This is a genomic window from Paenibacillus sp. 598K, from assembly GCF_003851045.1.
Classification (GTDB): Bacteria; Bacillota; Bacilli; order Paenibacillales; family Paenibacillaceae; genus Paenibacillus_D.
The window spans coordinates 8,724-22,303 of record NZ_BFBX01000126.1; the positions used below are offsets into that span (position 1 = coordinate 8,724).

15 protein-coding genes and 1 pseudogene are annotated in these 13,580 nt (G+C 56.2%); 5 read left to right on the forward strand and 11 right to left on the reverse strand.

Translation table 11 applies throughout. The annotated features are described in order from the left end of the window. Nucleotides 1–515 precede the first annotated feature (515 nt). Together PA598K_RS29000 and PA598K_RS29005 are read right to left on the reverse strand one after the other, a co-directional pair. Complete coding sequence (locus PA598K_RS29000) at nt 516–1,559, reverse strand: stalk domain-containing protein (protein WP_128660283.1); 1,044 nt, start codon at nt 1,557–1,559, stop codon at nt 516–518. A gap of 106 nt (nt 1,560–1,665) precedes the next feature. Continuing rightward, nucleotides 1,666–2,484 (reverse strand): hypothetical protein, encoded by an 819-nt coding sequence (locus PA598K_RS29005; RefSeq protein WP_128660284.1) that lies wholly within the window; start codon nt 2,482–2,484, stop codon nt 1,666–1,668. 148 nt (nt 2,485–2,632) lie between these two features. Here PA598K_RS29005 and PA598K_RS29010 point away from each other — a divergent pair, with 148 nt between their 5' ends. Beyond that, nucleotides 2,633–3,031 (forward strand): SET domain-containing protein, encoded by a 399-nt coding sequence (locus PA598K_RS29010; RefSeq protein WP_128660285.1) that lies wholly within the window; start codon nt 2,633–2,635, stop codon nt 3,029–3,031. A gap of 50 nt (nt 3,032–3,081) precedes the next feature. On the opposite strand, the gene PA598K_RS29015 is transcribed toward PA598K_RS29010, so the two are convergent. The 7 genes and pseudogenes from PA598K_RS29015 to PA598K_RS38330 all read right to left on the reverse strand — a co-directional run bounded on the left by PA598K_RS29015 (nt 3,082) and on the right by PA598K_RS38330 (nt 6,188). Next, nucleotides 3,082–3,438 carry a LytTR family transcriptional regulator DNA-binding domain-containing protein gene (locus tag PA598K_RS29015; protein ID WP_128660286.1) on the reverse strand — a complete coding sequence of 119 codons (357 nt, stop codon included), beginning with the start codon at nt 3,436–3,438 and terminating at the stop codon, nt 3,082–3,084. 18 nt (nt 3,439–3,456) lie between these two features. Next, entirely contained in the window at nt 3,457–3,588 is a 132-nt protein-coding gene (locus PA598K_RS39095; RefSeq protein ID WP_185602290.1) for a cyclic lactone autoinducer peptide, read from the reverse strand. Further along, the gene (locus PA598K_RS29025; protein WP_128660287.1) at nt 3,569–4,117 is read right to left on the reverse strand and encodes an accessory gene regulator ArgB-like protein; all 549 of its coding nucleotides are present in this window, start codon (nt 4,115–4,117) and stop codon (nt 3,569–3,571) included. The genes PA598K_RS39095 and PA598K_RS29025 overlap by 20 nt, the downstream gene beginning before the upstream one ends. Next, a complete protein-coding gene (locus tag PA598K_RS29030) occupies nt 4,114–4,767 on the reverse strand; it encodes a hypothetical protein (protein ID WP_128660288.1) in 654 nt (217 codons plus the stop codon). The genes PA598K_RS29025 and PA598K_RS29030 overlap by 4 nt, the downstream gene beginning before the upstream one ends. A 346-nt stretch (nt 4,768–5,113) precedes the next feature. Further along, entirely contained in the window at nt 5,114–5,638 is a 525-nt protein-coding gene (locus PA598K_RS29035; RefSeq protein ID WP_128660289.1) for a DUF3221 domain-containing protein, read from the reverse strand. A gap of 22 nt (nt 5,639–5,660) precedes the next feature. Continuing rightward, nucleotides 5,661–6,017: pseudogene (locus PA598K_RS29040) on the reverse strand (GNAT family N-acetyltransferase); the annotation flags it as partial. A gap of 18 nt (nt 6,018–6,035) precedes the next feature. Next, entirely contained in the window at nt 6,036–6,188 is a 153-nt protein-coding gene (locus tag PA598K_RS38330; protein ID WP_260405665.1) for a hypothetical protein, read from the reverse strand. 405 nt (nt 6,189–6,593) lie between these two features. On the opposite strand from PA598K_RS38330, the gene PA598K_RS29045 reads away from it, so the two are divergent. Further along, nucleotides 6,594–6,809, forward strand: a complete 216-nt coding sequence (locus tag PA598K_RS29045; RefSeq protein WP_128660290.1) for a DUF5316 family protein — start codon at nt 6,594–6,596, stop codon at nt 6,807–6,809. Between the two features lie 211 nt (nt 6,810–7,020). Here PA598K_RS29045 and PA598K_RS29050 read toward each other — a convergent pair whose 3' ends face one another. Both PA598K_RS29050 and PA598K_RS36660 read right to left on the reverse strand, forming a co-directional pair. Then, nucleotides 7,021–10,650, reverse strand: a complete 3,630-nt coding sequence (locus tag PA598K_RS29050; RefSeq protein WP_185602291.1) for a glycosyl hydrolase — start codon at nt 10,648–10,650, stop codon at nt 7,021–7,023. A 227-nt stretch (nt 10,651–10,877) separates the two neighbouring features. Then, nucleotides 10,878–11,042 (reverse strand): hypothetical protein, encoded by a 165-nt coding sequence (locus PA598K_RS36660; protein WP_185602292.1) that lies wholly within the window; start codon nt 11,040–11,042, stop codon nt 10,878–10,880. Between the two features lie 198 nt (nt 11,043–11,240). Here PA598K_RS36660 and PA598K_RS29055 point away from each other — a divergent pair, with 198 nt between their 5' ends. The 3 genes from PA598K_RS29055 (at nt 11,241) to hepT (ending at nt 13,411) form a co-directional block, all read left to right on the forward strand. Further along, nucleotides 11,241–11,963 (forward strand): SMI1/KNR4 family protein, encoded by a 723-nt coding sequence (locus PA598K_RS29055; RefSeq protein ID WP_185602293.1) that lies wholly within the window; start codon nt 11,241–11,243, stop codon nt 11,961–11,963. A gap of 585 nt (nt 11,964–12,548) precedes the next feature. After that, nucleotides 12,549–12,992: a type VII toxin-antitoxin system MntA family adenylyltransferase antitoxin gene (gene mntA, locus PA598K_RS29060; RefSeq protein ID WP_185602294.1), complete on the forward strand. Its 444-nt coding sequence runs from the start codon at nt 12,549–12,551 to the stop codon at nt 12,990–12,992. Next, a complete protein-coding gene (gene hepT / locus PA598K_RS29065) occupies nt 12,989–13,411 on the forward strand; it encodes a type VII toxin-antitoxin system HepT family RNase toxin (RefSeq protein WP_128660293.1) in 423 nt (140 codons plus the stop codon). Before mntA ends, hepT begins: the two co-directional genes overlap by 4 nt. Nucleotides 13,412–13,580 lie beyond the last annotated feature (169 nt).

Genomic DNA, 13,580 nt, shown 5'->3' on the forward strand with positions numbered 1-13,580 from the left:
CCGTCTGGCGGTTTGTGACGTTACTTGGGCGATTTTTCGCACAAGTCTAGGCCGTCTGGCGGTTTGTGACGCTACTTGGGCGATTTTTCGCACAAGTCCAGGCCGTCTGGCGGTTTGTGGCGCTACTTGGGCGATTTTTCGCACAAGTCTAGACCGTCTGGCGATTTGTGACGCTACTTGGGCGATTTTTCGCACATATCGGAGCCCTAGGAAACTGCTTGGCCGCAATATAGCAATGGCCGAGGCAACAAGCAGCCACCCCGACCATTGTGTACTAGACGCGTCTTTCAGCACGCAGCCTGTTCCTCGCCCTACGCAAGCAGCGTTTACCAGTACTTAGCCAGCTCCTCATACACAGCCCGGTCCTCGGACTGCCGCACACAGCCTATTCCTCGCCCTACCGCACGTAGCGCCTTGCAGCACGAGCATCGACCTCGGCTTGCACTACACAGCCTTCCTCGCCCTACCGCACACAGCCTGCTCCTGTTAGCCGCGTCCCACTACTAGCCCGTCAGCTACCCCTTCATATACTTCTCGACCATTGCGCGGCCGCTCTCCAGCTCCCGATTGAACTCATCGCGGAACGCTTGCAGTCCGGATGTGCTGAAGCCGCCCGCAGTCAGCTTGCTCTCGGCCTGCTGCATGAGCTGCTCGAACTGCGCGGAGCACTCGCTCACCTTGGCCTCAGCTTGAGCATAGATCTGTTGGCGTTTGGTGGCGTCCTTCTCGCCGAGCCATTGAATGCCCAGCGACTCGATGGACATCCGGCAACTGTTGCGCAGGTTGTCCAGTTGCGACTTGGTCTCAGCCTCGATCGAGGCCTGGGTGACCGTCGAGCCGCCGCCATTGCCGCCACCTGTGTTGCCCGTACCGCCTGTGTTCCCAGTATTTCCAGTGTTGCCGGTGTTCCCTGTGTTGCCAGTATTTCCGGTATTTCCCGTGTTTCCTGTATTTCCGCCAGTGCCCGGCGTTGTGCCAGTGCCCGTTCCCGGTTGGCTGCCTTGGTTGCTGCGATATTCATCCGATTGCGCGGTGATCGTCTTGGTCTTGTTGTCCCAGACGATCGATGTGCCCGCAGACTCTGACATGAAGCGTACCGGCACATACGTGCTGCCGTCGACATTATAGACGCTCTGACCTTGCGGGAGCGCCTTCGCTCCGCCGAAGAATACCATTTTGGCCTCCATCGGAGCAGCCGTGATCGTCTTGACTGGCGCAGCCTTCCCGCTGTCGCGCGGCGCATTCATCAGCCACTCCCGCAGCGACACTTGCTCGCGCGCCGTCGGCTCCGAGACTGTGATCGTCCGCGACTTCGCATCCCAAGCGACAGATTTCTGCAGGGCATTGGCCACGAACCGTAGCGGGATATAAGACCGTCCTTCATGGATAAATACATACTGGCTCGCTGGCAACGCCAGCTTTTGACCGTCAAACTCCAACTGCACCTGGACCGTCTGCAGCTTCACTGCCTTCGCATTGGCTGCCGCTGTGAGCGGCAGCATCGCCGCCAATAACAGCACGCTCAGCAACGCAGCTGCAATTTTGTTTTTCTTCTTCATATGTACCACCTTTCAACTCGCTTATTAGTCATTGTCTCTGTTGTCTCGCCTCTCCGCAAGCGCCAATCTCCGAACGCCGCAGTCAAGCACCACCTGCGAATCCGTCTTACTCCGCCGAAGCCGCAGCCAGGATCGACTGGAGCGCAGACGAGCGGGCCGCTGCCTTGGCCGATTCGTAGCTACTCTGCCACCCAGGCATCTCGGATGTAGCGATGCCCTCCTCTTTGTACTCGGACTTCGCCTGCGAGAGGATCGACTGGAACTCGCCATCGCAGCCCGACTCAGCCGAGGCGATCTTGCCCATATAGCCGCTCTGGATCTGCTGGAGATCGCTGTCCGCCTTCAGCTCGCCGACGATCTGTCCGACCAGCGACTGCATCTTGCCCGTGCAGGAATTCTGCAGCGCCGACAGTTGTCCGTCGATCTTCGCGTCGATGCGCGCCTTCGCAGCCGCAGTGTCGGATTTGACCGGCTTAACAGGCGGCTTGGCTGGCGCAGTGCCTTCCTCAGGGGCCGGTGTCGGCTCAGCCTTGGCAGGCGTGTCGTCGGATTTGGCCGGTGGCGTCGTTGGTTGTCCCTGCTCCGTGTTCTCCGTGCCGTCTGGCGCAGCTTCCTGAGTGGGCGTCGTCTCCGGGTTTGCAGCATCCTCCGTATCGCCCTCCGATGGCGGCTCTGTTACGGGAGCATCCGTCTGCTCCGATAGCGGCGGCTCGTCCACTCCAGCTTCCGCCGCCTCCACTGTCTCTGGCTTACCGTCGACCCGGGCGAGCGCCTCCTCAGGGCTCAACGTATTGACATACCAGTAGCTGCCGCCGACGATGGCGGCCGCGAAGACGGCCAGCCCCACCGAGCCCCAGGCCAGTCGTTTTTTCCACGACCACGAGGGCTTGTCCGCTTGGGGTTGCTTTTCTTCTATGTCTGCCATGTGCAGCACTCCTTTCTCTACCAGTTCATCCGACATCCACTGTAAGTTTAAACGTTACGAGTAGCTGGAAGGTTGCTGTTTACCCGTAATTCCGATAGAATAACAGCTACATGTGTACCACTCATCTCACAAAGGAACAAGGTGACCTATGATCGAGATCCGTACCTCCCCGCTCAGCAAAGGCGAGTTCCGTCGAGGCGTCTTTGCCACCTGCGACATCCCGGCAGGCCAACTGATCCACGAAGCGCCCGTCGTTGCATACGACAATGAGGACGACGTCCATATCGAGCAGACGATACTGGCTGACTATGTTTTCCAGTACGGCAGCAACCACACCGCCATTCTACTAGGTTACGGCAGTTTGTTCAACCATTCCTATCAACCCAACGCCATTTATGATATCAGCTTCGAGAAGCATACGTTCGATTTTTTTGCCTATCGCGACATTCGCGCTGGCGAGGAGATCCTGATTAATTATAACGGCGATCCGGACTGCGACGACATCTTGTGGTTTATGGAGGACGAGGAAGACTCTACCTCCTCATAACCTTAGATCAGCATATCAAAACGGCGAATGCGCGAAGGTTGTCCCAGCCTTCATCGCTTTCGCCGTTTGAACATCTCCACGAAGTGATGCCAGCGCGCCCGGGAGACAGTAGCATATTTTTGCTCCTTCTCGCTGCTGCCTTCCAGGTGCACAATCCGCAGTTCGTGGTCGAGATCGATCATTTTGCTAAGATTGACGATCGTCGTCCGGTCTGATTTCTCGAAGCCGTGCGACTGGGTGATGCATGCCCACTCGTCGAGCGTCGTCGGCAGCCTGTACTTCTCAGTCGCCGTCTGAAACACTATATCCCCGGCTTCCGTGCTGATGTGGATAACGTCTTCACTGAGGTCTAGCCAATACACTTCTTCCGGTGTGGGATGACTTACGCGTACCACCGGTACTTTCACGACATACCTCCATTGCGTTTACTTCGACTTTTTTTTCAGCAACTCCTCGGGAACGGGGTTGTGCCAGATAATTAACGATGCTGTTGAGACTGTAAGGACTGCAACCAAAGTGATAATCTTGCTAAGTAGCTTAATTACTTTGATGCCCACCGCCTGCCACTCCTCCTTTAATATTAACTAGCGATATCGCCTGTACCAGAATTGCTAACGTAATGACATCCTGCTGCATCCATAATCCAACGATAACCAACGCCACGGAAACCACCTTAAGATAAGGGTAATAGGCTTCGGGTATCCGTGATTGCTTTGCCAGATTCGAAGGCGCATAAATAACAAACAACAGCAGGCTAAAACCACCTGAAATTAGATAAAAAGCAAATGGTAACGGTATATGTGGCAGCAGAACTGCGGTACTCATCGTTAATAAGGTGCATTTCCAAGAAACGTTGAAATGATAGCCCCCGGAGATTGATCTCAGAATGGCAAAAACAATTAGAACTAATGCAGTGTCCGCGAACTTGCCTGTCAAAGCTCCGCCTATGAGACACAGACTCACGGTCAGAACCGTGTTCATGATGATGATAAGTCCATAGCGCAAAACTGCTACACTTGACGTTGGCTCTGGGTCTCGGCTATGGATGGCTTCTGCGATTCGGTTAGCAGCCCTCTCGACGATCATAACTGACGATCCTTTCGTTTGCTGAAATTAAACAGTAAGTAGTACAGGATAACAATTAGAATGTTCATAATGACTACATATTCATAGGCTCCCAGAGACACTAAATAAATCGTTAACCCGTAAAGGATGAAGATGGCAACTAAAATGAATGTCAGCGTCAAGTTAAAGCCTGTCCATTCCACTTTCTGCTTGTGATTGCTAGGAATCCAATCCATCGACAAATTAAACCGTCGAACAACCCAGATGGACATTAATCCAATCGGGAACGTAAGGAAGGGGATGATATATCCGATTGGCACTCGATCCACGTTCTCAATCGAGAAGAGGCCCCATGCATTACCAGCAAAAAATATAATCGACTGCCAGATAGAGAAATAAGCGTAGGCGGAAATAGCGACGACGGCAGAATAAAATACTTGGATCTTAAATAATCCCCATATGCAGATAATGATATAGACAATTTGAACGAGTGGCGCAAGGTACGATAATTCGTCTGCACGAAGAGAATAGGAAATATGGGCCGTGAGGGATGCAATAATAAACATATGAATCTCATAGCCTTTAATACGAATATTAAACAAAGTAAAACCAAACCATAAGACCAAGAGAGTTTCAAGTATAGACACGAGGATAAAAGGAAGGTAAACCATTGCATAGGCCCCTTTGCCTAGAAATCGGTTGTCCCCCTTAATATATAGTAGAAACCCAGTATTTGCATAGCCTTTTTTGGGGATTTTTGCCGAGAGCTTCGCATAATTGAACAAACCTCAACAAATCGCGACTTCTGTTGCAGTTTTATTGCTCATATAGAGCAATCTTGGCTAGTTGGGGCGAGGGCCGAGGTTCCCCGACACTGGAGCGATAGCACTCAAAAAAGCCAGCGGCAGCGCCTCGCAGCATCCAAGTTACTGAACTTGGATGCTGCGAGGACTGCCCATGGCTTCATCTTCTCTGGTGCGTGTTTGGGACGTCACGCCTTCGCTCCAACGCCCTCTATCAGCGCACCGGCTCATCCTTGACCAGGACTTGAAGCGTAGAGCCGTCCAGCGCTCCATTGTTATACAGGTCGATACGCCACTGACGCTCGGACTTCGAGTAGCTGACCTCGACCACCGCCGGCATCCCGGCCTCCGTTTGTCTCAGTGCCTGACGCACCACTTCCGCACGAGACAATGTCGCGCCTGACGGGCGCTCGTCCGGCAGCTTGCGCAACAGCTTGCCCTTCGCCTGGGCTGGATAGCTCTGATCCACGCCGCCATCATACCCCATCTCGACGCGTTCGCCGATCTCTACCTCGCCCTTGACGCCGGAGAACCATGCCGCATCATACTGCCCATCGCCAGCTGCGCCCAACCTCACCGTGTCCGACACGATCAGGACGCGTTCGCCCTCCTCCGAGACGACGGTCCCCTTGATCCCAAAGAATGGCTCCTCAGGCTCCGGGTCCGGCTCGGACGGCGCCGCTACGCTGCACCCGGCGATTAGCCAGACGAGCAATAGCCCGATAATCGCTTGCTTCATCGTCAATCCCCTCCTTTGCTTCCTAGACGGAAACGTCAGGAGAAAGGTTGCCTCGCGAGTTGTTGAAGATGATGCCCTGCCCTTCCCATGACTCGGTCTCTACAGCCAGCTTGCGGTAGCGACCCTCGGTATACTCGCCGATGACCCGCTCCCAGAAAGCCTGCGAGGGCAGGTTGTCGCCATGCTGCCGCACCTCCCACTCGCCCGGGAAGCGGTCGAATACGAGCCGCGCCGCCTCCCGTCCGACGCCGCCGCGGCGGTATTTGCGCATGACGAAAAACTCCGCCACCGACCTGGCCTGTCCCGATGTCAGCACATAGCTGTGGCTGTTAATAAGCACGAAGCCTGCGTACGCGCCATCGACCATAATAAAAAACGGATGCCTGCTTTCATCGGTCTAGTAATGATCCAGATACTTGTAATCGTAACGTCCAAAGGCGTTGACATCCGCTCCATTAAACTCGCTAAAGTCGTATTCGTACAGCTCGATGAGCTGACGCAGGACGGACTTCCGCTCCAGTGTCGCCTCGACTAATTCGATTCGGCTCATGGTCTCTTCTCCTCTCTATTCGAGCTCGCGAGCTTATCCGCCGCCTGCTCCAGCACCTCGCCGATCTTGCGGCCATGGATAACCAGATCGGCTAGCCCGTCCAGCGGCGTCGGCTCCTCATTGACGATGACCAGACGTGCGCCGTGGCGCTACAGTCCTTGTGCCGAGCGGAAGTCGGGCACGCCGCTCTCCGTACCATACTTGCCAGCAACGATATTACCCCCTCTTCACCGTCAACATATATGAAAATATGAGAATTTCATGAAACCCGATCGTTTCTTGTACGTATACAGTCTATGATATCAACTCGGAGAACGCAATTTTATATTGCCCCAACATTCGCCTGACTGACAACCGAACAAAACAGCCAAACCGTTGGCAGCTTGCCAAAAAGGAGGGTCTGCGATGAGCTTTGTCGAAATCATGCTGCTGATCGGCGTTGCCGGGATATTCGTAGCTGGTCTCATGGTCGGATCATGGACTAGCGGCGACCGCAATCGCGCTAACTACCAGACCATACCGGCCGAGGAGCGTCCGATGCGCAATGCCATCGCCCGTTGGTCTACCTTCGTCGCGATCGTCGCATTTGCCCTGGCCGCAGTGGGGTATTACTTGTTCTGATGTATGCTTGAATTGTCGGATCGACCACTCATGCATATATAAGAGCTTAATGTCCTCCGACGATCATGCCCGAGCAATCTTCACAATAAGCCAGCCTGGCCCTCATGTATGAGGTCCGGGCTGGCTTTGTGTAGGCGAACTTAAAGTCCAGGCATCCCTTGACTCCATGCTCGCTTCTCGCGATACTCCGCCACAGCCGTACAACTGAGTATTACTGCTCCTCGGCTGATGCTGACGCCTCCTCGCGAGCAAGGCTGCCATCTCTATCCCGGGCTACAGCGAATAGCGGATGCGACTGCACCGGGTAGAGCGCATGGGAGGCCTCGTCGAAGTAACGACCTTCCAGCAGTCCGATGAGCGTCGTCGTGACAGTCACCTCTACCGTATTGGCGCCGGGCTGCAGGATCGCGCTATCTCCATCCCATACATAGGGCGACCATGCCCGCAAGCCGAGCGGATGACCATTGACCATGACCTGGGCGCAGTCATGGAAGGCAGCGTCGAGGTCGGACCAGGACAGCTGGAAACGGTCGCCTCGCGGCAGCTGCTGCTCACTCAGCTCGATGGAGCGGCGGAACACCAGGTCGCCCGCATAGTATGGCAGGCCGGGATAAGGTCCCGCCTGTAGCTCAGCCACCTCCGGCAGCGCCGTCATGACCGGACGATGCGGCGCAGCGAAGGAGACGCCGAAAGGTCCGACCAGATAGAGCGCGTCGGTCACGCCCTGCCAGTCGTGATGGATCTCCACCTCGACCGTCAACTGGTTCTTGCCCGGTTGCAGCAGCGTATCGACGGCACAGCTGAGATTGCTGTTATCATAGTAGCGCGTCGCGGTCAGTTCGTCCGCTGTCACGGGATGCCCATTCAGCAGGATGCGCCAGTCGCCACCGATCGCGCTGCGGTCCATCAGCAGCAGGCAGCGCTCTGGCATGCGCTCGATGTCGAAGATCGCCGTATACGAGGCGCGCAGCGGATAGGCTAATGCGGTGCGCATCGGCGTGCCGAACGGCTGGTCAAAAGCGAGCGGCAACGCAACTCCGGCCGCCGCAGCGTCGGCCACCTGCGCGATGAACGTCTTGGCTTCGGCGCGGAATACGCCGAGCGCTGACCGGCCGTCGGCGCTATGCAGCGCGACCTCGAAGTCGTCGAAGCGGATCGCATGATCGCCGAGCGGCCTCACCTCCCACATCCCCGCTGCCGACAGTACAAGTTGCTCCGGCTCCCCTGGCAGCGCTGTGTCGCGCGAGGCGGAGGCTCGCACCGAGGCATCTCGTGCTGGTGCCTCTCGTGTCAGAGCTTCACTTGCTCGCGTCTCTCGTGTCAGGACTTCACTTGCCGCTACCTCTGGTGTCGAAGCCTCTAGTGTCAGAGCCTTCGTGCCCTCTCTCTCATCTGCCGATGCGGCTGCGCCATACTCACCGCCTGCTTCTGATAGCGGGCCGCCCGTCTCCTCCTGTCCGGACTCGTCGATCAATATTAGCCTAGATTGATACGGTGCGAAGCGCAGACGCGCCACATACTGCTCCTCGTTGCCTTGCAGCAGCTCCAACCGAAGCTGCGCAACTGCTCCCGTCTCCAGATCGAGCTCGCAGACGACCGGAGCTCCCGCGCCCACGATCAGCTCGACGCTCGCCTCGCCTGACTCCTGATGCGAGACGAATACTGCTCGCACGCCACCCTCGAGCTCGCGCTGCTGCACGAGCAGGCTCTGCGCCGTCGATACGAGCCGCACCGGCTCCAGCAGCCGCATTTCCAACTCACGCAGCAGTTGCTCACGTACAGCCGGATCAAACGTTGGCCCACTGGCGATGAAGCGCACCATGCCAGGCGCTGTGCCTAAGCTAGAGATCCGCTCCGTTGCCGCAGATTTTGCCCGCTCGCTGCCCTCCGAGCTATGCCAGAAGTCAGCCGCGCCTCCCGCGTCCATCGCCAGCCCGCACCGCTCCCGGAGCTCGCGCGCGACCTTGTCGTCGTCTTCGATCGACTCGTAGGGCAGCATGCCGAGCGCGATCACATGTCCGCCCGCATCGATGAACTGTCGCAGCCGCTCCCACGCCCGCGCCTCCAGATTCGCCAGCGGCGGCAGCACGATCAGCTCATAGGCTGCATCTCCTACCCGCAGCACGCCTGACTCGACCTGCCCCCGCTCCGCCAGCGTCTCGGGATCGAGGTGGTCATAGTCTCGCTGCGCCGCCAGCAGCGTCTTGCAGAGGTCGATCCAGTAGCGCTTGTAGACCGTCAGCCGCTCCCTCTCCGCCAGATCCTCGCCCGCATAGTCGTACTTGTGCAGCGGATTGGCCAGCATCGTCCAGAGCGTCGTCGCCGGGTCGAGCATCGCTATGCGCCGGACCGCCCGGCCGCTGCCCATCAGCTTGCTGATCCGCCCCGTGTAGTCGGCCAGAGCGCGGAAGTGCCGCCAGTAAGGGTTCTGGTCGAACTGCGACGGCGGCGCGTCATGCTGCGTCATCCCATCGAGCGTATAGAAGAACGCATGGAAGTTGTAGAAGTTAATCCCCATCGCTGCCATCCGGTCGATCATCCACTTGGCATCCTGCAGCGTCATCGACCAGCCGACGCTATGGAAGCACTCGATCAGCGCCCGCTCGCGCCCATACTGGGCAGCCACGGAGCTGACCATCTTCGGATTGGCTCTCAGATCGGCCGTGTAGCGGTCTAGTATCCAGTCGAGCGAGCGGCCGAGCTTCTCATGCGCGCTGTCGCCGCCCGGCACATGGCTGTGCGCCTGCGTCGCCATCCGCATCGACGGCACCTCCGTTACATAGGCGAGACCGTGGCTCTCGCACCAGTCCGAGACGGGCCGATGATACGCCTCCTGGAGCAGCTCATGCATCGTCTGAAAAAAATCATAGCGCACGCGCGTAGCAGGCAATCGGGCAGGCGCCGCGCCATCGCCCGCATCTCGAGCGCGCTCATCCTCACCGCCGATCAGCGCCTCCAGATGGTCCTCGATGAGGTAGCCATTGCGGCGGTAGAATGCCTCCGGCAATCGCGGCGACCACGGCATCTTGCCAAGCGGCGCGATCTCGTCGGTGAAGATGCCCCGGATCGGTCGGCCGAAGTACTCGCCCAGCTCATCGGCGTACCGCTGATGCGTCAGCCGGATGAACGTCGCCATCGCCTCCTCGTGGCAAGGATCGACGAACGTGCCGTAATATTTGAAGTCCTCCAGCTCCTCCTCGAGGAAGACATGCACCTCCCACTCCCCGGCGGGCGGCGTCCATTGCAGTCGCATCGCCGTCTGGTACGTGAAAAATCGCTTCTGGTTATAGGACGTCAGCCCCGTCTTCTGGAAAACTGGCTGCACCTGATCGCTGCCGATGTACCGCCGCACATCAAGCGCCGCCGACCATTGCAATCGACCTTCGATACGCGGCACCGCGCGGGCGCTCAGCACTTTGCCCCATGGCAGCTCCTGATCGCATCGCTCCTCGCCCCGAGCCGTGAAGTTGCGATGCGTCAGCAGCCGTTGCTTTGCATCGGGATGGGCCAGCGTCACCTCGCCGCCCGCGATGCCGCTCGGATACGGATATTCGTCGTAGAGCCACGCCTCGAGTCCGTGAGTCAGCACCGCATCGAGCGCAACCCGCACCTTGGCGAACCAGGCGTCAGACAGATACGCGACCTGCATCCCCTGGCGCGCGCAGATGAAGAACCCGCCCACCCCCTGCGCGGCCATCTCGCCGATCTGCCGCACGATCTCCTCGTCGGCCAGCTCCCCATTCCAGAACCAGAACGGCTGGATGCGCCACTTCGCCTCCGGCTCTCGCAACGCCTCAGCGATCCGCTCTATTCTTGCATTTGTGCTTATCGTATCGTTCATGAAGTCCCCTCCGTTTCCGGTGTTATCCCAGGCTGCTTTCTGCGTCAGGCTAAGTGCGGTAGCCATGCCAGCCATACCTCCGGGTCCATCATCGGCCCGGCTCTTTTGCCAGCATAGACGCCCTTGCTCTGGCGCACAACCAGACATTTTTGCAGCCTGTCCGGGCCGACCAGCCGCCGATGTCTCCTATTTGGCACGGGGTGCACTATTTTGCGGTCTGGACGCAGTCACGCCAGCGAGGAAAGTAACAAGATCGCAAAGGTCCAGATTATAATCGCAAAACAAAACGAGGCCAGCCCCCGATTTTGTTTACCTTGCAGAACAATATACATGAAAACAAATGAAAATACGGGAATACCAAACACAGCGACCCAGGTAGCTAAAGCAACCATAACGTGCCCTCCTTTCTATCTTGCCTAATCGTTCGACGGCCTTCCTATCACGGCATTACTTTACCACAAAACCCCAGCTACGAGAGTCTTTCTCTCCATTTTGATTCTTGCTGAGGAGGAGCTGGTATAATGATCTCGAATTTACAAGTTAGATTAATGAGGCTTGAATTAACCCTACAGAAAGAGAGGCTCGCCCCTATGTACATCACAAGCCAACGCTGCACGCCTGTTACAGAGGAGATGCTGGCCGAGGTCGAACGCGCTGCACAGGTCCGCTTCCCTGAGTGGTATCGCGCATTTGTCCATACTTATGGAGAAGGCACCTATCGCAACTGGATGAACGTGCAACGCCCTGACGACGAAGTGCTAAAGCCCTTTGCCGAGTACGAGCTGTGGGAGCACGATGCAGACAGTCCGATCACAGAGGCGCAGATCGCAGGCTGCATATCGCTAGGTACGAGCACGGACGGCGATTTCCTCGCTGTACATCCCGATGTCGAAGGCTTGCTGTGGTTGCCACGGCATGATGATCGTATCCGAGTCATCCAGCCTGTCGGCGAGACGTATGCCGATCTCCTGGACGCAATCCATGCGCAGGTGTACCAACGCAGCGACGAAGCGCCGCGCTGGTTCGAGCCGTGGCACGAGGCGCGGACGCATGCCTTCTACCTGTTCCCCAAGAATCAGCCGCATCCATCGCTCACGCAACTGTCCCATACTGCTCGCGAGCGTTGGCAGCCTGACCTCATAATAGAGGACGAATACGGCTGCAAGCTGTTCTACCGAGCGCTCGGCGGTTACCTGCGCTTCAACTATGCCAACGAAACCGAGGTTGCGCTCATCGCAGACGGTGATACCCCTCCGCTCAAAGCCGAGATGGAGAACTGGCTGAGCGACACCGGCGGACAACGAATGAAATAGCTGTGGCGCGATGTGTGAGCATGCCTAGGTGCGCCCATGTACCAGTATGTGGTATATTAGTTGGTAAGTGTAGCCTAGGACGAGGATTTGTCGCTGTATGTTCTCAGCTGATGCGAATGCAGAACGCCCATGATTTCCCTGGGGGGATTCGCACTATGATTTTAATTGGAATGATAGGATTCCGGTCCTTTCAATCGTTTTATTGATTCAATCCATCATAAGGAAGTGGATTGCAATCAAACAGTAGAGGATCCAAGCGCTTTTTTGCTGTTTTTCGCTGTCGCGGCCCGTACGGGTCGTGTGGATTGAAATTTGACCTGGAATGGTATGCGGTCATAATTGGCGGGTCGCGGCCCGTAGGGGTCGTGTGGATTGAAACGGGTGGGCGTTGTCAGCGCGTTTATGCTGGCAGGTCGCGGCCCGTAGGGGTCAGTGGATTGAAATAATCTCTTGGCTTGACTCAAACCAGCGGAATTCTCGACAGTCGCATTCTCTCTAAGTCATAGATTGAAATCACGTCCTTTAAACAGTAATCTATAGCTAAACAGGTTGCGCCTTGGGTACATTGGATTGGAGGAAATGCCGATGCAAGAGAATGAGCAGCAACACAACGCTTCCACCCCTCTTGGGCTAAGTGAGCTTCAATGTGAGGAAATCACCAAAACGCTTGTTAAAACCATCGCTCCAGCCTCCATAATAATGTTCGGCTCTTTGGCCAAGGGCACATTTCGTGAAGAAAGCGACCTTGATCTTGCCTACCTGCCTGATAAGCAAAAACTGAACGCATACGAGCGGTTTAGGGTGGCTGCAAAGCTCGCGGACATCGTCGGGCGAGAAGTCGATTTGGTTGATTTTAATGACGCCAGTCCTGTCCTGCAAATACAGATCATCGAGAGTGGTCTGCTGCTCTACGACGCCTGCCCTAAGATGCGACAGGAACGCTATATGCGCGCCATGAAAGAGTATGTCATGCTCAACGATGAACGACGAGAAATTGTTCACAATCGGTTAGGGGGGAGTCCGACTTGAATCGCGACATACTGCTGAACAAGACCGATGTCATCCACAGATGTCTGAATCGAATCCACGAGGAGTACGCTGGAGACGAGAAAAATCTGCACAACTACACCAAACAAGACTCAATTATTTTGAATCTCCAAAGATGCTGCGAGGCATGTATAGACCTAGCAATGCATGTCGTAGCCGAGCTGCGGACAGGCGTGCCACAGTCCAGTCGCGATGCATTCGATCTCTTGCATAATAACAATATTATTAATAGCGACCTAACGGACCGCTTAAAAGCGATGGTCGGTTTCCGCAATATTGCTGTCCATGATTACCAAGCCGTACGCTTGGAAATCTTGAAAGCTATTCTGGACAATCATTTGGAGGATTTTACACGGTTCACGTCCTCGCTGAAGCAATATGCAAGCAACCAATCCCGCTAGAAAATATAGTATCTGCATTTGGTGCGAACCCCTAGCTCACATGAAATTCCAAGGGGATTCGCACCTCATAATTTGTCGGATATAGTCGAATCGAACAATTCTAGCCATTGATGACGCTTTGCGTTATACTCTTTTTAATAAGAGATTGGCTCATATTCATGCAAATGAC